General features: G+C 59.3%; 18 protein-coding genes and 1 pseudogene. 4 read left to right on the forward strand and 15 right to left on the reverse strand.

Features of this window, described 5'->3' with window-relative positions; translation table 11 throughout:
* The 5 genes from J7394_RS17380 to purC form a co-directional block, all read right to left on the reverse strand.
* Entirely contained in the window at positions 1-1,776 is a 1,776-nt protein-coding gene (locus J7394_RS17380) for an ATP-binding protein (RefSeq protein ID WP_371812066.1), read from the reverse strand.
* Positions 1,777-1,812: 36 nt separating this feature from the next.
* Entirely contained in the window at positions 1,813-2,481 is a 669-nt protein-coding gene (gene purQ, locus J7394_RS17385; RefSeq protein ID WP_209254898.1) for a phosphoribosylformylglycinamidine synthase subunit PurQ, read from the reverse strand.
* An 11-nt stretch (positions 2,482-2,492) separates the two neighbouring features.
* A complete protein-coding gene (locus J7394_RS17390) occupies positions 2,493-3,536 on the reverse strand; it encodes a zinc-dependent alcohol dehydrogenase family protein (RefSeq protein ID WP_209254900.1) in 1,044 nt (347 codons plus the stop codon).
* A gap of 4 nt (positions 3,537-3,540) precedes the next feature.
* On the reverse strand, positions 3,541-3,771 hold the full coding sequence (purS, locus tag J7394_RS17395) for a phosphoribosylformylglycinamidine synthase subunit PurS (RefSeq protein WP_170374301.1): 231 nt from the start codon (positions 3,769-3,771) through the stop codon (positions 3,541-3,543).
* A 235-nt stretch (positions 3,772-4,006) separates the two neighbouring features.
* Positions 4,007-4,762 carry a phosphoribosylaminoimidazolesuccinocarboxamide synthase gene (gene purC, locus J7394_RS17400; RefSeq protein WP_170467720.1) on the reverse strand — a complete coding sequence of 252 codons (756 nt, stop codon included), beginning with the start codon at positions 4,760-4,762 and terminating at the stop codon, positions 4,007-4,009.
* A 275-nt stretch (positions 4,763-5,037) separates the two neighbouring features.
* Between purC and J7394_RS17405 the strand changes: the two genes are divergently transcribed.
* Together J7394_RS17405 and bmt are read left to right on the forward strand one after the other, a co-directional pair.
* Positions 5,038-5,355: a DUF1476 domain-containing protein gene (locus J7394_RS17405; protein WP_209254902.1), complete on the forward strand. Its 318-nt coding sequence runs from the start codon at positions 5,038-5,040 to the stop codon at positions 5,353-5,355.
* A 121-nt stretch (positions 5,356-5,476) separates the two neighbouring features.
* Complete coding sequence (gene bmt / locus J7394_RS17410) at positions 5,477-6,490, forward strand: betaine--homocysteine S-methyltransferase (RefSeq protein WP_209254911.1); 1,014 nt, start codon at positions 5,477-5,479, stop codon at positions 6,488-6,490.
* 1 nt (position 6,491) lies between these two features.
* Here the strand turns inward: bmt and J7394_RS17415 are convergent, their stop codons facing one another.
* From J7394_RS17415 to J7394_RS17460, 10 genes are all read right to left on the reverse strand, one after another.
* Positions 6,492-7,268 carry an enoyl-CoA hydratase-related protein gene (locus J7394_RS17415; protein ID WP_170373625.1) on the reverse strand — a complete coding sequence of 259 codons (777 nt, stop codon included), beginning with the start codon at positions 7,266-7,268 and terminating at the stop codon, positions 6,492-6,494.
* A 74-nt stretch (positions 7,269-7,342) separates the two neighbouring features.
* Entirely contained in the window at positions 7,343-7,798 is a 456-nt protein-coding gene (locus tag J7394_RS17420) for a cytochrome c-type biogenesis protein (RefSeq protein WP_209254913.1), read from the reverse strand.
* Complete coding sequence (locus J7394_RS17425) at positions 7,795-9,759, reverse strand: heme lyase CcmF/NrfE family subunit (protein ID WP_209254915.1); 1,965 nt, start codon at positions 9,757-9,759, stop codon at positions 7,795-7,797. The genes J7394_RS17420 and J7394_RS17425 overlap by 4 nt, the downstream gene beginning before the upstream one ends.
* A 75-nt stretch (positions 9,760-9,834) precedes the next feature.
* Positions 9,835-10,410, reverse strand: a complete 576-nt coding sequence (locus tag J7394_RS17430) for a holin family protein (protein ID WP_209254916.1) — start codon at positions 10,408-10,410, stop codon at positions 9,835-9,837.
* The gene (locus J7394_RS17435) at positions 10,401-11,012 is read right to left on the reverse strand and encodes a holin-associated N-acetylmuramidase (protein ID WP_209254917.1); all 612 of its coding nucleotides are present in this window, start codon (positions 11,010-11,012) and stop codon (positions 10,401-10,403) included. Before J7394_RS17435 ends, J7394_RS17430 begins: the two co-directional genes overlap by 10 nt.
* Before the next feature lie 151 nt (positions 11,013-11,163).
* Positions 11,164-11,610, reverse strand: a complete 447-nt coding sequence (ccmE, locus tag J7394_RS17440) for a cytochrome c maturation protein CcmE (protein WP_170467093.1) — start codon at positions 11,608-11,610, stop codon at positions 11,164-11,166.
* A 7-nt stretch (positions 11,611-11,617) separates the two neighbouring features.
* Positions 11,618-12,646 (reverse strand): N-acetyl-gamma-glutamyl-phosphate reductase, encoded by a 1,029-nt coding sequence (gene argC, locus J7394_RS17445; RefSeq protein WP_209254919.1) that lies wholly within the window; start codon positions 12,644-12,646, stop codon positions 11,618-11,620.
* 94 nt (positions 12,647-12,740) lie between these two features.
* Positions 12,741-13,550, reverse strand: a complete 810-nt coding sequence (locus J7394_RS17450; protein ID WP_170373618.1) for a glutamate racemase — start codon at positions 13,548-13,550, stop codon at positions 12,741-12,743.
* A gap of 8 nt (positions 13,551-13,558) precedes the next feature.
* Positions 13,559-14,437 (reverse strand): lysophospholipid acyltransferase family protein, encoded by an 879-nt coding sequence (locus tag J7394_RS17455; RefSeq protein WP_209254921.1) that lies wholly within the window; start codon positions 14,435-14,437, stop codon positions 13,559-13,561.
* Between the two features lie 80 nt (positions 14,438-14,517).
* On the reverse strand, positions 14,518-17,937 hold the full coding sequence (locus tag J7394_RS17460) for an indolepyruvate ferredoxin oxidoreductase family protein (RefSeq protein ID WP_209254923.1): 3,420 nt from the start codon (positions 17,935-17,937) through the stop codon (positions 14,518-14,520).
* 169 nt (positions 17,938-18,106) lie between these two features.
* Here J7394_RS17460 and J7394_RS17465 point away from each other — a divergent pair, with 169 nt between their 5' ends.
* Both J7394_RS17465 and J7394_RS17470 read left to right on the forward strand, forming a co-directional pair.
* Positions 18,107-19,015, forward strand: a complete 909-nt coding sequence (locus tag J7394_RS17465) for a LysR family transcriptional regulator (RefSeq protein WP_209254924.1) — start codon at positions 18,107-18,109, stop codon at positions 19,013-19,015.
* Between the two features lie 301 nt (positions 19,016-19,316).
* Positions 19,317-19,900, forward strand: a pseudogene (locus J7394_RS17470) (mechanosensitive ion channel family protein); the annotation flags it as partial.

The raw sequence follows: 19,900 nt of genomic DNA on the forward strand, positions 1-19,900 counted from the left end.
TTATTCAGCGGCCTGGAGGCCGTCGCTTCCCAGTGGCAGTTGCATCTCGAAGACAGCGCCACCCTTCTGGCCGTTACGTGCGGTTAGCCGTCCGCCATGGTCGTTCACGATCCCCGACGAGATAGCAAGCCCCAGCCCGACCCCGTCACCAGGTTGCTTGGTGGTGTAGAAGGGCTCAAACAGGTTCTCGATATCCTTAATACCATACCCGTTGTCGCGCACGGTCAGTACCGCCATATCACCTGCCGCCAAGATGATCTCGACATCCGGTTCTGCTACAGATTTGGTGGCGTCCAGCGCGTTGCGCAAGAGGTTGACCATCACCTGCTCGATCCGCATCCGGTCCCCCATAACAATGACAGGGTCTTCGGGCAGGATCTGAGTAATCTTCACATGGCGCTGCCGCAGCTGAGGTTCCATCATCGACAGCGATGAGGCTAGTGCTTCGCCAAGGTTTACTGGCGAAAACGCGTCAGCCCCCTTGCGCGCGTAAGACTTCAGCTGCCGGGTAATCGCGCCCATCCGCTCGATCAGACCATCAATACGGCCAAAGCTGGCGAGGGCCTCTTCCGGACGATTTCTGCGCAGCAGCAGACGCGCCCCGGCAAGGTAGGTTTTCATTGCAGCCAGAGGTTGATTAAGCTCGTGACTTACCGCCGCTGACATCTCGCCCAACGCGGCTAGTTTCGAGCTTTGCGCAAGCGTCTGTTCCGCCAAATCCAACGTCTTTTCAACCCGTTCGCGTTCAGCGATTTCCCGCTGCAGTCTCGCGTTCAATGCGCGAAGCTCTGCCGACTCGCGCTGGAACAGAACTACGCGCGAGGCCGCACGACGGCTGAGAAGATAGAACGCCGCCGCCAGGAGAATCGCAAAGCCCATGATTTCCAGCGCCAGCACGCTGTTCACCTTTTCGCGGATGGAGTCATAGGTGGTGAACGAGGCCATTTGCCAACCGCGGAACGGTATGCGTGTTTCAAGCCGAATGACGGCCTCACCTTCCAGATAGCCATCCGGCGGCAACGCAGACCAGTCGGCCGTCGCACGAAGCGCGCGTTGGATCGCGCTTTCCGGCGTCTGCCGCAGCATGGCCGAACTTTCGTCCAGCCCGCGCCATTGCGGCTCGGTCGACAGAATGATGTTACCGGTGCTGTCCCGGACAAGCACGGCGTCGGAAATTCCGGCCCAGGCGCGTTCGAATTTCTGCAGGTCGACCTCAACCACGATCACGCCGAGGATCTCGGAATTCGCCTCGATCCTGCGGGAGTAGATAAAGCTATAGTCGCCAGTTTCGCGTGGGCTGACCGTGAAAATCGTCGCGTTCGAGCGGATAGCGTCCACAAAATATGGCGCATTGCGATGCCCTTCGAGCAGGCGATTGCGGTCAGTGGCCGCCACCGTCACGCCATCCCCATCCATCAGCATCAAGGACGCGGCCCCAATCTCTTCCACGAAAGAGATCAGACGCTGGCTGGACAGCAGGTAATCACTGGATTGCAGCGCCGAGATCAGCGTAGGGTCCCGCGACAAAAGCTGCGGCACAATCGCGTTGCGTCGCAATTCGCTAAGGAGGTTGCCAGAATACAGGGCAAGGCGCAGCTCGGCACGGTTGCGGGTCGACTCGGTGAAACGGTCGGTCAGCAACCGGTTCGTCACCCAGATCGTCGCGACGGCGGTCAGAAGGACCAGAATAACAGCCACACGCAGCCGCCACCCCAAAGGGGCACCGCGAAATGGGCGGGTCATCTTGTCCTTGATCGAGTGAAGGCCTGAACTCATTCCCGAAAGTTACGCGGGCTGAGCGGCGACCTCAAGTCACGCCGGGGCCAGAACGCCGGACAATGCGCGGAACAATGCCGTCCCGTCGGTGCCGCCATGCCCCTCATCCGCTGCGCGTTCGGGGTGTGGCATCATGCCAAGAACGCGACGGTTTTCCGACAGGATGCCCGCGATATCCCCGACCGAGCCGTTTGGATTCTCGGTATAGGTGAACGCGATCCGATCCTGATCCTTCAGTGCGGACAGGGTGGCGTCATCGGCGAAATAGTTTCCGTCATGGTGGGCAATCGGAATGCCGATCACGTCGCCTGCATTGTAGCCTTGGGTAAAGGCGCTGTCGCTGGTTTCGACCTTCAGGCCAACCGTTTTGCAGATGTATTTCAGACCGGCATTGCGCAGCAGCGCGCCGGGCAGGATTCCGGTCTCAGTCAGGATCTGGAACCCGTTACAGATGCCGACGGCATAGCCGCCACGCTCGGTATGATCGACCACAGCCTTGCAGATCGGCGATTGCGCCGCGATGGCCCCGCAGCGCAGGTAGTCGCCATAAGAGAAGCCACCGGGAACGCCGACAATGTCGACCCCCTCGGGCAGCGTGGCATCCTTGTGCCAGACCATGTCAACGGTGAAGCCGGCCTGTTCAAAGGCTACGGCAAGGTCCCGGTCGCAGTTTGATCCGGGGAATACGATGACGGCTGCGCGCATGGCGGACCCTCCTAGCAAGTAAAATCAGTGACAACCGCCACACCCGGAGGTGCAGGAGCGTCGAAAGCGGCAAGTTGTTCACTCACCTGGTTCAGAGATACGTGTCGCGTCACGAGCGGGCTGAGATCAAGATCCGAACCCGTGATCAACGACAGAAGCGATGGATAGCGCCAACTGGGCATCCCTCGTGTTCCATATACAGAGAGCTGACCGGAATAGAGAACATCCATCGGCAGCGTCATAGCTGCATGATCGCCCGCAGGCATGCCGATCTGTACCATCCGGCCCAGTTTGCGCAGGGATCGCATCGACGCCACGGTCGTGGTTTCAATCCCCAGCGCCTCAATCGCCACATGGGCACCACCGCCAGTGATATCTTTCACCGCCTCAGACGCGTCACATGTTGCCGCGTTCACAACCGCATCCGCGCCCAGAGATTTGGCGTAGCCCAGCTTGTCGTCTGAAATATCGACGACGACCACCCGTGCCCCAAGCGCTTTGCCCAACAACAGGGTCGAGATCCCTACTCCGCCCCCGCCGAACACGGCCAACCATTCGCCGCCCTGCAGCTGCGCGCGTCCAACCAACGCCTGCCACGCGGTCGTGACCCGACATCCAAGTGCTGCGGCGATCTCGGGCGCGAGTGTCTCGGGCAGTTCCGTCAGATTGGCATCCGCATGCGCAACCGCGATGTACTCGGCGAAAGCACCATCACAGGTAAATCCCGGCACGACCTGGTCGGCGCAGGTGGTTTGGTTGCCCTGGGCGCAGTCCCGGCAATGGCCGCAGGCCAGAATGAAAGGCGCAATCACCCGATCACCGGTTTTCCAACGGCGGACACGGCTGCCCACCGCAACCACCTCGCCGCAATATTCGTGGCCGGGAGTCATTGGCAGGATCACATCCGGGTCCGAACCCGACCAAGCGTGCCAGTCTGACCGGCAGACCCCACAGGCCAACACTCGGACGACAACGCCATCCTCGGCCGGTTCAGGGTCGGGAATGGTGGTCAGCTCCAGCGGCTGGCGATAGGTGATCAGACGCGCTGCCCGCATCCAATCAGACCAGTTCGATCTCGTAGCGTTCGATGACGGTGTTGGCCAACAGCTTTTCGCACATCTCGGTCACGTCCGCCTCAGTCGCGCCTTCGGCCAACTCCAGATCAATGACCTTGCCCTGGCGCACACCTTCGACCTGATCAAAGCCCATGGCACCCAATGCGTGGCGGACCGCCTCACCCTGAGGGTCCAGCACCCCGTTCTTGAGCATCACATGCACCCGTGCCTTCATCTTCGCAACTCCACCTGAGGGCCACGATCGCAGGCCCATTTCGTTGCGCGGGGGATAGCGCGGTTGTGCCTTTGGGACAACCCTGTTTGCGGCGAAGATTGAAAAGGTATGAAGGGGCGTGTCTTAAAACGGACCGCGCGGGCGTTTCGGGTCGAACGGTATACCCTGCCCTCAAAAGAAAAGCGCCGCCCAATCGGGGGCGACGCTTTACATTTCTGTCAGGCAGAGGCCGAGATCAGTTGATCAGCGTCGGCTTGGTCACGTTGCTTTGCGGCAGAACACCCAAGCGGCGCGCGACCTCGGAATAGGCGTCAGTCAGGTTGCCGAGATCACGGCGGAAGACATCCTTATCGAGCTTCTGGCCGGTTTCGATATCCCACAGGCGGCAGCTGTCGGGGCTGATCTCATCAGCCACGATCAGACGCTGGTAGTCGCCGTCGAACACGCGGCCGATCTCGATTTTGAAATCGACCAATCGAATGCCCACGGCGAGCATCACACCGCTCATGAAGTCATTCACGCGCAGCGCAAGGCTGAGGATATCATCCATGTCCTGCTGACTGGCCCAGCCAAAGGCCGCGATATGTTCCTCGGTGACCAACGGATCACCTAGAGAGTCGTCCTTATAGCAGTACTCGACAATCGGACGCGGCAGCTGCGTGCCCTCTGCAATGCCCAGACGTTTGGACATCGTACCGGCTGCATAGTTGCGCACGATCACTTCCAGAGGGACGATCTCGCAATTCCGTACCAGCTGCTCGCGCATGTTCAGGCGGCGGATGAAGTGGTTCGGAACACCGATCTGGGTCAGGCCGTTCATGAAGAACTCGGACAGGCGGTTGTTCAGAACGCCTTTGCCGTCGATCACGTCTTTCTTTTCCGCGTTGAACGCGGTGGCGTCATCCTTGAAATACTGCACGATGGTGCCCGGCTCGGGGCCTTCATACAGAATCTTGGCTTTGCCTTCGTAGATTTTCTTGCGACGCGCCATCGGGGCCCCTTCCATATCGGCAATACGCGCAGATCGCGCGGCTGCGGCCCTCATAGAGCAGCCCGCCCCAACCCGCAAGTTGTCTGGTTGCATTCCATCAGAGCATCCGCTTTCGAAAGGTTCCTCATAGGTATTTAGCACCCACAGAACCTGCCCACATGGCCCGCGTACAGCAACACAGCGCATTTGGTCGCGCAAGGGCCATTTTCGCTATACATTCCGACATTCGTTTCCTATCTAGATGAGGAATGTCCACGCTATGAGGTCCCACTAAAATGACCACGTTCGACGAACGCGAAAACGCCTTTGAAGCCAAGTTTGCCCATGACGAAGAAATGCAGTTCAAGGCCCAGGCCCGCTGCAACAAATTGCTGGGCCTCTGGGCGGCGGCAAAGCTGGGGAAAACCGGCTCTGACGCGGAAGACTATGCCAAAACCGTCGTGATCGCCGATATGGAAGAGGCAGGTCACGAAGATGTCGTGCGCAAAGTCTCGGCCGATCTGGGCGGTCTGTCCTCGGATGACGAAATCCGCGCCAAAATGGCCGAGCTTCTGCCCGAAGCCAAAGCGCAGGTCATGAGCGAGGCTGACTAAGCCACCGGTCCCCTCATGATCTTCATGAGTAATATGAATTTGATTTGACGCCCCGGTCATGAGACACGGGGCGTCTCATATTCATACGGGCGCTTTGCGCCAAACACGTCGGACCAAGCCCATGACAAACGCGCTGACCCAGCTTCTCGAGACCAATGACGCCATTCTGGCCGATGGTGCGACCGGAACCAATCTGTTCAACATGGGTCTGCAATCCGGCGACGCACCCGAGCTGTGGAATGTGGATGCGCCGGACAAGATCCGCGCGCTGTATCAGGGCTCGGTCGATGCGGGCAGCGATCTGTTCCTGACCAACACCTTCGGCGGCACCTCGGCCCGGCTCAAGCTGCATGACGCGCAGAACCGCGTAGGTGAGCTGAACCGCATTGGCGCCGAGTTGGGCCGTGAGGTCGCGGACAAATCCGGACGCACCATCGTGGTTGCCGGCTCGGTTGGTCCCACCGGTGAGATCATGGAGCCGGTTGGCAGCCTGTCGCATTCCGAGGCGGTCGAGATGTTCCACGAACAGGCCGAGGCCCTCAAAGACGGCGGCGTCGATGTTCTGTGGGTCGAAACAATCAGCGCCCCCGAAGAATTCCGCGCCGCGGCCGAGGCCTTCGCTCTGGCCGACATGCCTTGGTGCGGCACCATGAGCTTTGACACTGCCGGGCGCACCATGATGGGCGTCACCTCGGCTGATCTGGCTCTGTTGGTCGAAACACTGCCCAACCCTCCGATTGCGTTTGGCGCGAATTGCGGCACCGGAGCGTCGGATATCCTGCGTACTGTACTCGGGTTCACCGCGCAAGGAACCGAGCGGCCCTTGATCTCGAAAGGCAATGCGGGGATTCCCAAATATGTCGACGGTCACATCCACTATGACGGCACGCCCGATCTGATGGCCGACTATGCCGTGATGGCCCGCGATGCTGGCGCAAAGATCATCGGTGGTTGCTGTGGCACCATGCCTGCCCATCTTGAGAAAATGCGTGCAGCGCTGGACAGCACAGAACGTGGCGCGCGCCCGACTCTTGATCAGATCACCGATGCGCTTGGACCGTTCTCATCCGCCTCGGATGGCACCGGCGACGACGCCGCGCCCGAGCGGCGCACCCGACGCCGCCGCCGCGCCTGAGTTAGCGCCCCTCGAATTTCGGGGGGCGTTTTTCCATAAAGGCCACCACGCCTTCGGCAAAGTCGCGCGAGCGTCCACATTCACCTTGTAAATGCGCCTCGGTCGCCAATTGCTGTGGCAAGGTCTTCTCATAAGTACCGCGGAGCGCCTGTTTGATCGCGCCATAGGCCGCCGTCGGACCTTGGGCCAAATGTGCGGCCCTGCTGCGCCAATGAGCATCAAACGCATCATCGGCGACCGCTTCCCAGATCAGCCCCCAATCATCGGCCTGGCGCGCGGTGATCTTGTCAGCAAACAACGCGGCCCCCATGGCCTTGGCCAGCCCCATCTGACGCGGCATGAACCACGTACCGCCAGCATCCGGCAGCAAGCCGATGCGGGAAAAGGCCTGAAGGAAATAGGCGCTCTCGGTCGCGATCACCACATCGGCACAGAGCGCAAGGTTGGCCCCTGCCCCGGCTGCCGGTCCGTTGACGGCGGCAATCGTGGGCACCGGGCTGTCATGGATGGTCTCGAGCATCGGCTCATACTCATCGCGCAGCGAGCGTTCCAGGTCGATCTTTCCGGTTGACGACGCATCACCCAAATCCTGCCCGGAACAAAAGGCCGGTCCGGCCCCGGTCAAGACGATGCACCGCGCGTTTCGGGCCGCGTGTTTCATCGCGTGGGTGATCTCGGCCCGCATCTGCGTGGTCAGCGCGTTCATCTTGTCGGGGCGGTTCAGCGTCAGCACCGCCAGCCCGTCCGTGATGTCCAGCAGGATCGTTTCGTAGTCCATTAAAGCTCTCCCTCGCGCCTGTGCGTGAGCGGACACTGCCGCATTCACAGGCCGAGGAAAAGCGGAACCATGCGTCAGTCTTTCAGAATTTGGCGCAGGCGTTCTTTTTCGGCGTCGCTCAGCCCATCGCTTTCACCCAGCGCTTGCGCCTTGGCTCGGTTGCGCAGAAAGATCAAGCCGACACTGGCGGCAATCACCAACATGATTGGTCCGGCCAGCCACAGCATCAGGTTCGAGCCCGTAACCGTGGGCTTCAGCAGCACATATTCACCGTAGCGGTCGACGATGAAGGCGATCGCCTCTTCATCCGTATCCCCGGCCACCAGCCTTTCGCGTACCAGCAATCGCAAATCGCGCGCGAGGTCTGCGTTGCTTTCGTCGATGCTCTCGTTTCTGCACACCAGACAGCGCAACCCGGTGCTGAGGTCGCGGGCGCGTTGCTCCAGCACCGGATCGTCCAGCACTTCGTCCGGTTGCACAGCAAATCCCGGTGCCGCCAACAGCATGAGGATCAGGATCAGACGTTTCATTCTGCGGGCACTCCGGCAGAGGGGGCTTTGCGTGCACCAGCGGCCACCCGGAATCGTCGGTCGCAAAGGCTGAGGACGCCGCCCAAAGCCATCATCAGGCATCCAGCCCAGATCCAGTTGGCGAAGGGTTTAATGTAGGTGCGCAAGACCCAGCCCCCATCCGCCTGTTGGTCCCCGATCACCACATAGAGATCGCGCATGATCCGGTAGTCAATCGCGGCCTCGGTGGTGGGCATACGCGCAACAGGATAGTCACGTTTTTCGGGATGCAACGTCCCGATCATGCGCCCGTTGGTCTCCACTTTCACATCCGCCATGGTCGAGAAATAATTCGGCCCTTGCACGCGATTGACATCCTCAAGCGTCAGAGTGAATTGACCAACCTCAAAAGGCTGCCCCGGTTGGGCGACGCGGATATCCTCAACCTCCCACGCGGTCAGACCGGCGATGGCGAAGATGGTCACACCCAGACCCGTGTGGGCAACCGCCTTGCCCCAATCGGCCCCCGGCAGGCGGAACAGGCGTTTCAGACTACCGTTGCGTCCCGTCCGGCTCCATAAATCGAGAACGGCGCCGAAGGTGATCCATGCACCCAGAAACAGACCAATTGGCCCCAAAGCACTACGCCCTGTCTGCATGGCCCAGACCAGCACGCCAAGAGCAACGGCCAGCACAAACGCATAGCGCAGCGACCACGCTGTCTTGCCCAGCTTTCCGCGCTTCCACGGCAACATTGCGCCAACCGGCAGGACCAGCCCCAACAGCACCATGAACGGCGTGAAGGCCGCGTTAAAGAACGGAGGTCCGACCGAGAGCTTCCGGTCAAACATCATCTCGGCCACCATCGGCCACATGGTGCCTACGAACACCACGAAACAGCTCACGGCCAGCAGAACGTTATTCACGACCAGCGCGCTTTCCCGGCTGACCATGCCAAAGACGCCCTTCGCCTCCATCGCCTGCGCCCGCGCCGCAAACAGGGTTAGCGCACCGCCGATAAAGAACACAAGGATCAACAGAATGAACACGCCCCGCTCTGGATCTGTCGCGAAGGCATGGACCGAGGTCAGAAGCCCCGAGCGTACAATGAATGTCCCGATCAGCGAGAACCCGAAGGCGATGATCGCCAGCAGGATTGTCCAGCTCTTCAGCGCCTCGCGCTTCTCCACGACAATGGCCGAGTGCAACAGCGCCGCCGCCAGCAGCCATGGCATGAACGAGGCATTCTCGACCGGATCCCAGAACCAGAAACCGCCCCAGCCCAACTCATAGTAGGCCCACCACGACCCCAGAGCGATCCCAATGGTCAGAAACACCCAGGCGGCCAGTGTCCATGGCCGCACCCAACGGCCCCAGGCCGCATCAATACGGCCCTCGATCAACGCGGCCACGGCAAAGCTGAACGCCATGCTCAGACCGACATAGCCCAGATACAGAAACGGGGGATGGAATGCCAAACCAGGGTCCTGCAACAGGGGATTCAAATCGCGACCATCGAACGGAGCAATCGCCAGCCGGTCGAACGGGTTCGATGTAAACAGGATAAAGGCGAAGAACGCCACGGCCACGGCCGACTGCACAGCCAACACGCGTGCTTTCAACGTTGGCGGCAGACCAGCGCCAAAAAACGCGGCCATCGCGCCGAACAGGGTCACGATCAGCACCCACAACAGCATCGAGCCTTCGTGGTTCCCCCATGTCCCGCTGATCTTGTAGATCATCGGTTTCGCGGAATGGCTGTTCTCAACCACGATCCGTAGCGAAAAATCAGAGGTGGTGAACGCCCAAACCAGCGCTCCGAACGAAAACGCCGTAAGGAGGAATTGAGAGATTGCCGCCGGTTCCGCAAACGCCATCCACCCAGCCCAGCGTTTCGATGCCCCGATCAGGGGCACCACGCTTTGCACGATAGCGACGAAGAAGGCGAGGATTAGCGCGAAGTGACCTAGCTCTATAACCATAGGGCAGGATATATGCCGGAGGCACGGTAATCGCCAACCACTTTCGTTTCATTTCAGGGCACATAGTGTCGCAACTCAGCCCCTTTCGCGTCGCCAATCCTCTAACGCCGGGTTCGCATCGGCCAGCAGGCTTTCTTGCGCCAAGCGCGCATCCGACCCCGTATCAGCCACACCGGGTCGGTCGCTGCGCATATTTCCAAGCGCATCAAGGTTGGCCAGAACTGTCGGTGTCCGCGCCATCACGGCCGAGATCTCGCGTTGCAAATCCTGCGATTTCGCCTGATGCCGCGCCCCGAAATAGAACGAGACAATCACGCCCAGCAACCACCACAAAGGCTCGGGCACGAGCGCAATCCCCTGCATTCGCGCCGAAAACCAGATCGGATCGATCATGGCGGCGGCAAACAAGCCCAACGTTCCCAGCGCCAAAGCCGGACGCGGAAGACGGTTCAACCCGTCCATAAACCGATCGAACATGCCTTTGGGCGGCCTTTGAAACTCGGCTCCGAACTGCGTCATGGCCTGAGTTTGCGCCACCATCCGGCGCTGGGCACCCGCATCGGCGTTTTCCCGAAAAACCTCTGCGGTTTCGCGCACCACGTTGCGCCCGCCGCCGAACAAGAAACCCAAAACGCCTGATATCAAACCCATCCCGCAACCCTCGTCTGAAACGCCTCGTCGCTCAGGTGATAGCGATCCGACAGGAACTCTTCCGCCCGCCTTATCCAACCGCCTTTCCCACCCGCACGGGTGCGCGCGTATTTTCGCGATGCAGGCCGCCGATCTGCGAGCCGAAAGTAAAAATTCCGCCGCGCCACCCCATACGCGTCCCGCAACTGAACCGGGTTCGGGCGCGCCGCGTCCTGACTGGCGCCGATGGTTTGCGGGCCAATGACCCCGTCCACTACAACAGCAAAACCCATCTTCACCAAAAGCGATTGCAAAATGCGCACCGCCTGCGCGCCCGCATTCACATACATATCGAACACGCTGGCCTGCAGCGCCTCGGGCAAGGCGGCGATCCTCGGTTTCTCAAAATAATGCTGCACAAAGATATCAACCGCGCGCACGCGGCTGAGCGCCCGCACATCAGCGACATCAACCACCCCGTCCCGCGTCAAATCCAATCCCAAACGGCGCATCGTGTGAATGGTCACGCCGAAATTGGTGGCTCCTCCGGGGTCATCCGGATCATCAACAAACCCGCCTTCCCGACGCACAATCTCTTCGGCAATCTGTCGAACCGTCTGCATCACGACCCCCACCTGCATCAGTCGAGGGAACGATCCTGCAAACTCCTTAACAACCCCAAACGAAACAGAGCGCCGCCTGCCATCCGCACGCAACGCCCCCGCTTCTTCTGTTCAAAAATACCTCCGCCGGAGGCACGCAGCGCAGCTGCGTTCAGCTTTCGCCCGGATCCTTGTAAACGCCCTGTTCCTTCAAGGCGTCCATGACCTCTTTCGGCATATAGGTCTCATCGTGTTTTGCAAGGATTTCAGTCGCTTCAAACACACCGTTGACGTAGCGACCCGTCCCGACCATGCCCTCATTTTCCGAGAAGAGATCCGGCAGAACCCCGGTAAATGCCACCGGAACGCTCTCTCCGCCATCAGTGACCACAAAGCGCACCGTTTCACCCTGCCCCCGCACGATCGAGCCCTCTTCGACCAGACCACCAATTCGAAACACCTCGGTCGGCGCGGGCGGCTCTGCGATCACTTGGCTGGGCGAGCGGAAGAAGTTGATGCCATCGCGCATCGCATACCCAATCAACGCCGTCGACACCGCCAGGGCAGCTACGGCCACCAGAATGATCTGAACTCGACGACGTTTCTTGAGCGTTTTCATACCGTCCTCACGGAAACAAAGGGGCCATCATCAGCCCTTGGGTTTCATCCTCACCTAACATCAGGTTGGCATTCTGCAAGGCCTGCCCGCTGCTACCTTTTGTCAGGTTATCCAAAGCGGCGATCACAATCGCACGCCGTTCAATCCGATCCGCAACAACACCTATGTGGCAAAAATTCGATCCCCGCACATGGTGGGTCGAGGGCACCTCGCCCATCGGCAGAACCTCAATAAAAGGCTCGTCAGCATAGGCTTTTGCCAGCGTTTCATAAACGCTCTGCGGGTCGCCCTTCACGTAGGAGGTTGCCAGAATACCCCGGTTCGCCGGGATCAAGTGCGGCGTGAATTGGATATGCACCGTGCGCCCGGCCAGTTTTGAAAACTCCTGATCGAATTCGCCCAAATGCCGGTGCGTGCCACCGATGGAATAGGCATTCGCGCCTTCGCTCAGCTCGGCATGCAGCAGATTTTCTTTCAACGACCGGCCAGCGCCCGACACAGCGCATTTCAGATCGAGGATGATGTCGTCCAGATCAATCACACCGGCTGAAATCAACGGCCGCAGCACATATTGTCCGGTCGCCGCGTTGCAGCCGGTACCGGCCACAAGCCGTGCGCTCCGGATGTCGTCACGATAGAACTCGGTCAGACCATAAACCGCCTCTTCCTGCTGCTCCAACGCGCTATGCGGGTTACCGTACCATTTTTCGTACTCATCCGCGTCCTGCAGCCGGAAATCGGCAGAAAGGTCGATGATTTTCAGAGTCTTCGGCAGGTCACGGATCACTTCCTGACTGGTTTTATGCGGCAACGCACAGAAACACAGGTCGATCTGGGAAAAGTCGATCTCAGAAATCTTGCACAGATCTGGCAGGTCCATATGGCGCAGATGTGGGAAGACCTGAGCCATCGACAGGCCCGCCTTACGTTCCGCCGCCAGCGCAACGATCTCCATGTTCGGGTGCTCGGCGATCAGCCGCACCAGTTCAGCGCCAGTATAGCCCGAGGCGCCCAGAATTGCGATTTTATGGGTCATGTCAGACCTCTTCTTTGCGTGTGTCACATATCATGACCGCCACTGTGACGGTCTTGGATTTAGAAAATCGGAGGGGTGGCGTCCTTGACCTAAATCAGGCCGCCTCAAACGAGATTTGTCGTCGGAGGAACTGTGTCGCCCGATCACTGACAAAGCCGGGCTTGCCGGTGGTCAGATAGCCGCCTTCTCCCTCACCCAGCATGGTCGGGTGGCGTTGCAGATAGTCGGCCAGGCTTTCGGCTACCAGATCGCCCTGGCTGAACACCTGAACATCCGCGCCCAGAGCGGCCTGAAACGTCTCGGCCATCAAGGGGTAATGCGTGCAGCCCAGAATGGCCGCCTGAGGTTCGGGCATCTTGCGCTTCAACGCATCCACATGGCTGCGTACCAATGCTTCGGCCAGAATCAAATCACCGTCTTCAATGGCATCGACCACGCCGCCGCAGGCCTGTGCCTCGACATCCACACCAATCGCGCGGAACGCCAGTTCCCGCTGGAAGGCGCGGCTGGAGACAGTGGCGGGCGTTGCAAACAAGGCCACATGCTTGACGGCCACTTCGCGCGGCGGAGAGTTATCGCCCCATTGCCGCTCGGTCAGCGCCTCGATCAAGGGGACAAAGACGCCCAGAACCCGCTTGCCCTCGGGCACGCCCTCTTCCTGCATTCGCCGCAGGGCTGCGGCGCTGGCGGTATTGCAGGCCAGAATCACCAGATTGCAGCCGCGATCCCACAGGTCGTAGACCGCCTTGCGGGTCAGCTGATAGATATCCTCGGCATCGCGCACGCCATACGGCGCATGCGCACTGTCCGCGTAATACAGGAAATCCACGTCGGGCAGCCGTTGCTGCGCGGCGTTCAGGACGGTCAGACCGCCCAAACCGGAATCAAAGATACCTACTGCCATTAGCCCCTTCAGGCGCGATGCCGTTCCTCAAATTCATAGCCGTAGTCATAAGACTTCAGCGGTGTCGGAGACAGCTCATACGTGGCTTTGCGCAGGAAATCCATCATCTTGCGCGTATCCTTGCTGAGTGGGTCCAGAACATCACGGCCAATAGGCTCGCCGATCACCACCTTAACAGGGGTATCAACGCGTTTCTTGAACTCCTTGATCAGCAATCCCATCCGCAGGGTGCTGTGCAAATGGCTTGCGATCTGGAACAAACGAGACGTGTGGCCGTCGAAGAAAACCGGCACCACGGTCGCGTTCGATTTGGCCACCATCCGAGCGGTAAAGCCCCGCCAACCAGGGTCCATCGGGTGGTCGAACGGCGTGAGGGCCGTGCTGACGGTTCCACCGGGGAAGATCCCAATCGCCCCACCATCGCCAAGATAGTTCAAGGCGGTCTTGCGGGTTTCAAGGTTCAGCCTCATCGCCTCTTTCGTCTCATCAAACGAGATCGGCAGGATGATGCGGTTCAGATCTTCTGCCTTACGGAACACGCGATGGGCCAGAATCCGGAAATCGCCGCGCGTTTCAGACAGGATATGCCCCATCATCAAACCGTCCAGAATGCCGTAAGGGTGATTGGCAATCAGGATCAGAGGGCCGTCCTTCGGGATATTCGACAGCGCCCCACCTGCAATATCCAGCGTCAGACCGTAGCGTTCGACCATGACATCCCAGAAATCGCGCCCCTTGGCGACGTCTTGTTCATACCCGTCCGCACGCTTGATCAGTCGCATGCGGCCCGTCGTGTTTTCCATCAACTTGATGACCATCCGACCGCCCTTGGTTTCGGCGGAATGGGCATAAGAAATGTCTCGAACGACATGACGGCGCGAGGGCATCTGAGGACTCCGGAACTAACTGCCTGTATTATACGTTAAGCGGAGATTTTGCCTAGCGAAGGTGACAGGTTTGTGACGCCTCATTCCGCCGCAGCGCGCATCTCGGGTCCTCCGCTGCGGATCGTCGCCAGCAGCTCCTCGCGACGCTTGGCAGCTTTGGCTTCGTTTTGCACCAAAACAGGGCCAAAACCGCGGATATCCAGTGGCAAACGCGCCATTGCAACAATCACTTCCCGAGTATCTTCCGTTATCAGAGGCAGTACCTCTTTCATATCCTGTTCGTACTGTTTGATCAGCGCGCGTTCCATCCGCCGCTCGGCCGAGTAGCCGAAGATATCCAAAGGCGTGCCGCGCAAACTCTTCAACTTGGCCAACAGCTTAAGAGGCCCATGCATCCATTCCCCAAAGGCACGCTTGCGCGGTCTGCCATTGCTACCCTCCCCACCAAATATCGGTGGGGCCAGGTGGAAGGTCATGTTGAAATCGCCGTCGAACTCGGCAGCGGCCTTTTCCCGGCTGGTGAGCAGCAGGCGCGCGACTTCGTATTCATCCTTGTAGGACAACAGCTTGTGATAGCCTTTTGCCACAACCTCACGCAGCGTTTCATCTGCTATACCGTCCACCAGCTTGCGGTAGCGTTTCGCCAATCGGGCCGACTGGTAGTCGGTCAGGTGCTGCGCCCGGAAGTCGATCATTTGATCCAGGGTCTTGGGCAATTCCGAGACGGAAGGGGCCAGCATCGCCTGCGCCTCCTCCGGGTGCAGAACCGCCCAACGACCCACGTCAAAAGCCCGTTTGTTGCGCTCGACTGCGGTTCCGTTCAGCTCAATCGCGGTCATGATCGCCTCATGACTGACAGGCAGGGTACCGCGCTGCCATGCCGCGCCAAAGACCATCATGTTGGAGTAGATCGAATCGCCCATCACGATCTTGGCCAGATCGGTCGCATCGAACAGGCTCACCCCGTCTTTCAGCCGCGCTTGCAGCGCCAGTTCCAACTGGTCGCCCGGAATGCGGAATTCGGTATCGCGGGTGAAATCACCGGTCACCGTGCTGTGGTTGTTGACCACCGCGCCGGTCTGTCCGGCCCGTGTCAGACCCAGGGTTTTTGCCCCGGCCGAAACCACAAGGTCTCCGCCGATCAGCGCATGCGCCTCGCCGGTTGCAACACGAATGGCGCTGATATCTTCCGGCTTGTTCGCCAGACGGCAATGGATGTGAACCGCACCGCCTTTTTGGGCGAGGCCAGCCATCTCCATCATACCCGCGCCTTTGCCGTCAATCTGCGCCGCTTGCGCCAGAATCGCCCCGAGGGTCACGACGCCTGTGCCGCCAATCCCGGTGATGACCACGTTATGCGTACCGTTGATCTTTGGCAGATCGGGCATGGGCAGATCGGGCAGATCAAGCTGTTTGGTCGCCTCTTTCCGGATCATTGCCCCTTCCAGAGTGACAAAGGAGGGACAGAACCCGTTCAGGCACGAGAAATCCTTGTTGCAGCTGGATTGATCAATCGCGCGTTTGCGGCCCAATTCAGTCTCCTTGGGCACGATCGAGACACAGTTAGACTGCACCCCGCAATCGCCGCAACCTTCGCAAATATCGGTATTGATGAAGACACGCTTGTCCGGGTCCGGGAACTCACCGCGCTTGCGGCGACGGCGTTTCTCAGCCGCGCAAGTCTGGACATAGACGATGACCGAGACGCCCTCGATCTCGCGGAAGCGATCCTGCACTTTCATCAACTCGGCACGTTCAAAGCTCTCTACACCCGACGGCAGCGCCCCAAGGTTCACGTCTTCCTTCTCATCATAGACCAGCGCCACGTGCTGCACGCCCATGGCTTTGACCTCGGCCACGATCCTTTCGGCCGTCAAATCGCCTTCGTTCCCTTGCCCGCCGGTCATCGCAACAGCGTCATTGAACAGGATCTTGAAGGTGATGTTTGTGCCCGCCGACAGCGCCGCCCGGATCGCCTGCACGCCCGAGTGGTTATACGTCCCGTCGCCCAGGTTCTGGAACACATGTTTGGTGGTCGAAAACGGAGCCTCGCCTATCCAGTTCGCACCCTCGCCACCCATTTGAGTGAAGCCAGTGGTCTCACGGTCCATCCACTGCACCATGTAGTGGCACCCGATACCCGCATAGGCGCGGCTGCCCTCGGGCACTTTGGTTGAGCTGTTATGCGGACAGCCCGAGCAGAAATAGGGCAAACGCGTCGCGATTTCTTGTGCGTTGTCTGCGCGCCGGGACTCGGACAGTTTGGCGAGGCCTGCGCGGACGCCATCCGTTTCACGCCCCTCTTCGATCAGGATGTCACCCAGCTTTTCGGCAATCATGATCGGGTCCAATGCGCCGCGTGTGGGGAACAACTCTTCACGATGCAGCGTACCGGCGCCGCCTTTGTACCAGCCATAAACGCGGCGACCCCGACGGTCGTCAAAGATCGCCTCTTTGACCTGAACCTCGATCAGCTTGCGCTTTTCCTCAACGATCACGATCAGGTCCAGACCTTCAGCCCAATCATGGAACCCGGCCATATCCAGCGGGAACGTCTGCCCGATCTTGTAAGTTGTGATGCCCAGCCGTTCTGCTTCGGTCTCGTCAATGTTCAACAACGACAGCGCATGAGTCAGGTCCAGCCAGTTCTTGCCTGCCGCAACGAAGCCGATCTTGGCCCCCGGCTTGCCCCAGACACGTTTGTCCAGCTTGTTGGCATGCGAGAACGTCTCGGCCGCGAAACGCTTGTAGTCGATCACGCGGGCCTCTTGCAGATGCGGCGTATCACCAAGACGGATGTTCAACCCACCCTCGGGCATGTCGAACTCGGGGATCACGACGCCCATCCGGTCCGGACTGCCATCGACGACCGATGTCACCTCAATCGTGTCCTTCATCGTTTTCAGTCCAACCCAGACACCCGCAAACCGGCTGAGCGCAAATCCGTAAATTCCATAGTCCAGAATCTCCTGCACGCCTGCGGGGCTGACCACGGGCATATACATATCGACCAGAGACCACTCCGATTGGTGCAAAACGGTCGAGCTTTCGCCGGTGTGGTCATCACCCATTGCCATCAGTACACCGCCATGTTGCGCGGTGCCCGCCATATTGGCGTGGCGCATCACATCGCCCGACCGGTCGACCCCCGGCCCTTTGCCGTACCAAAGACCAAACACGCCGTCATACCGGCCATCGCCGCGCAGGCCCGCCTGCTGGCTGCCCCAAAGCGCGGTGGCAGCCAGATCCTCGTTCAATCCGTATTGAAAGGTAACGTCGCTGTCAGCCAGATAGCGCTGGGCGCGCATCATCTGCTGATCCACCGCACCCAAAGGTGAGCCACGATAGCCGGTCACCAGTCCGGCGGTGTTCAACCCGGCCTGTTGATCTCGGGCCTTCTGCATCAGCATCAGACGCACAAGCGCCTGTGTTCCGTTCAAAAGAACGGGCGATTTCTCAAGATCGAAGCGGTCGTTCAGCGTTATGTGTGGCTGACTCATCAGACGTCTCCCCTCGTCAGATCAGTGTGCTTTATATTCACGCATTTTAGGTCATAAATATTGACCTGTATAGCCATTATCCCCTGAATCCCAAGGATTTCATGGTTTGATTGTGGAACTTGTTACCTATTTCATATAGGGCTTCACGAGGATAACGAAAGTTGCGGCGATGGATTGGGACAAGCTTAGAATATTTCACGCGGTGGCAGACGCCGGCAGCCTGACCCATGCGGGGGACAGGCTCAATTTATCTCAATCCGCCGTGAGCCGTCAGATCCGCGCGCTGGAAGAATCGCTCGATGCAACCCTGTTTCACCGCCACGCACGCGGTCTGATTCTAACCGAACAGGGTGAGTTGCTGTTTGATGCCACCTCGGCCATGTCCAAACGTTTGGACGCCGCCGCCGCCCGCATCCGCGACAGCGAAGAGGAAGTCTTCGGCGTCCTGCGCGTGACCACCACGTTCGGCTTCGGCACCCTATGGCTCGCCCCGCGCCTGCCCAAACTGTACGAGCAGTACCCCGATCTGAACATCGACCTGATGCTGGAAGAGCGTGTTCTGGACCTGCCCATGCGTGAGGCCGATGTCGCCATCCGCATGAAAGAGCCCAGCCAGGCCGATCTGATCCGCAAACGCCTGATGACCGTCCAGATGAAGCTCTATGCCACGCAGGAGTATCTGGAATCTCATGGCGGGATGCTGAACTCTCTGGAAGAGATCAAAGAACACCGCCTGATCAGCCAGACACCGTCGGCCCCGCAGGTGGGCGCAAGTGCGGCGATGGTGCGTCATCTGATGACCTTCAATCCGGGGTCCCTGCTGACAGTGAACAATTATTTCGGCGTGCTTCAGGGCGTGCTGCACAATTTGGGAATTGGCGTCCTGCCCGACTACGTGACACAGGACTTCCCATACCTCGTTCCGATCCTGTCGGAAATCGAAAACGCAGACGTTCCCGTTTACCTCGCCTACCCGGAAGAATTGCGCCATTCCAAGCGGGTCGGAGCGTTCCGCGACTTCGTTCAGGACGAGATCATCGCGCAACGCAAGCAGCTGAAAATGATGGGTAAACTCTAGCTATGCACTCGCAACATAGCAGCAATGCTGAACGATCAGATTAAAACTTCTTGAACGTTCACAAACCGACCCCTAAATGAGCACTCGAAGGCGGTGATGCTGAAACGCTCATCATCTTCATACCTCCCTGTTGGACTATGGCCGAGCTTAGTGCTCGGCCTTTTTTTTGGCTCCACTCAGATTCATTTTTTAGTTTTGCCCAATCTCACCGCCCAGAGCGATGAAATTTCTGGGAAAATCACCCACACCTGCCTATGATCCGAAAAAAAACGTTCAAATATTCGTGTTCGAGGACAGAACCATGATAAGCCCCCTCCGCTTTTTGGCGGCGATTTTTTCTCTTTTCTTGCTGGTTGGACCATTGCACGCGCAAGTTGCGGGTACTTCAAGCTCCAGCACGCCTGCCCCCGTTAGCATCCCCTCCGATCTGACGCCTGAGCAGGTTGATGGTCTGGTTGCGCGGATGTCGGATGATCAGGTTCGCTCGATTCTGTTGGAGCGTCTGGATGCGGTGGCCGAGAAAAACGCAGCTGCTGCAGAGGATCGCGAGGATCCGATTACCGAGCTGAACGAGGTCTGGAGCGAAATGGTCGCCTCGTGGACGCATGTCATAACGACCGTCCCCAACCTCTTCAGTGCGCAAGCCACAGCCATCAAGAATTTTGTGACCACGTTCACCTCATATGGTGCGCTGGTTCTGCTGGGGCTGGTTGCCAGCGTTCTGGTTGTGGGCTTCATCGCCGAAAAACTGTTCGAGTTTCTGACCCGCCGCTGGCATGTCCTGACCGAAGCCGAGGCCGAGGGCGATCTCTGGGGCGCTGTCCGGTATCTGTTTGGTCGTTTCTGCCGGGAAATCGCCGGGCTTGTGGTGTTCTACGTGGTCAT

The sequence above is a fragment of the Ruegeria sp. R13_0 genome (assembly GCF_017743995.1).
Classification (GTDB): Bacteria; Pseudomonadota; Alphaproteobacteria; order Rhodobacterales; family Rhodobacteraceae; genus Ruegeria.